At 35.0% G+C, this 1,580-nt stretch carries 1 protein-coding gene; it reads right to left on the bottom strand.

Annotated elements, in window-relative coordinates:
• Positions 1-155: 155 nt before the first annotated feature.
• A partial coding sequence (locus MUW73_RS04420; RefSeq protein WP_243575326.1) for an ankyrin repeat domain-containing protein occupies positions 156-1,580 on the bottom strand: 1,425 nt, incomplete at its 5' end.

Below are 1,580 nucleotides of genomic sequence, written 5' to 3'. Positions count from 1 at the left end.
CTGCAATCCATCCCGGCAACTGTTTTTCTTTTCATCTGTAAACGCCGCTTTCTGATCGCACTTTTTTCAAAGGGCGCGTTTTTTTACTAGCATAAGCCATAGTGGTGAACGGAAACGATTACTGATAGTTTTTATGCATATATTCCCTTGCTACATCACGCAGTGCATGAGCATAAGGCGAAGAGATTAAACCAGGACTTTGCTTCATCCGACTTCTCAAGATTCATTTCACTTCTTACGTACTGAATAATCTCATCTGCCCTTGCCTTATTTATAGGATATTGTTTGTTGATACGTTCCTCGATTATAGGAAACAACCTTTTCTCAGCATATTTTTTGGAGATTATACCATCCTTTACAATGTTTGCCATTTCACCCGCAATCTTACCAAATTGATCCTTGTCTAACAAGCCAGGTAGATATTTTAAAATAGCGCTAAACATTCTTTCGTTCTTTGTGCTTGAATCTTTGAAATTGTCCATGAACGTGCCGATGGAAGCTTTCATTTTACTATTATCCGGTTCGGAATTAGTAGGCTTAGGCAAACAACTATAGCCAATTACAGAATACCCTTTCTTATCTGTTTGGAAGAACTGCTCAACTATCTGATTTGAAGTAAACGGCTCTTTGTCATTACATGCATATTCATCTTTGTTGTCAAACTTTTGTAGGATTAGAATAATTAGCAAGTTGATGTTGTCTATTTGCCTATTACAGGCAATATAATGCAGTGGGGTTTTTCCGTTGTTATCTGGCGTACATAAAACAGCTATAGAAATTTTCGGCAATATACTTCTCCAGATAGCGATACGAGAAACTGAACTACCAAGATTATGTAATAGGGTTTCTCCGCAGGAATTTTGGATCTCAAAACAAGATAGAGGAAATATTGGTAATATCATTTCCCAGATAGCGATACATGAACTAGCAAGATAATGCAGTGGGGTATTTCCTTTGGAATCTTGTATAGATAAATAATCTAAAAAAATTTTCTTTAACAGCATTTTCCAGGTATCGATATGAGCAAATATAGCAGCATAATGCAATAATGTCTTTGAGTCTTTTAGATTTGGCTGATATAAAAATTCTGAAGAAAAGTCAGATTTTTGGAGTAGTGGAATAAGTAAAATATTAAACATTTCTAATACTTCTTTAGAACAATTCTCAAGTAACACTACTTGATTTAAAGCCTCTAGCAGGTCCTGCGAAGTAAAAGGTACTGGCACTTGATCAGATTTAATAGTTCGATATTGCAATAAAATTTTAACCAATTTTATCTTGGTGTTTTTTATAGCCCACAACAAACAATCTTTTGCCTCTGATAAATCAAGGGCCTGAACCTCCTTTTTTTTATTTTTTTCGGAAAGTCTTTTTAATCTATTCCAATACGCTTCAGGATTAAATAATACCTTCTTTGATGTACCTAATTCATCGTCTACCTTTTTATTCTTTTCTATTGAACCAAGATCACCTACACTACTATCCGAACCTACAGAATTAGTTGATGTTGTATCTACAGGATTGATTGTTGCAGGCGAACTTCGCTCAGAACTAATCTTAGCTTTATCACATTGACCTAA

Origin of the sequence: Candidatus Cardinium sp. cByotN1, from assembly GCF_022810525.1 — a bacterium.
In the GTDB taxonomy this organism is placed as follows: Bacteria; Bacteroidota; Bacteroidia; order Cytophagales; family Amoebophilaceae; genus Cardinium.
The sequence above is the reverse complement of the archived record's forward strand: the minus strand, read 5'-3'. Positions and strand labels throughout refer to the sequence as shown.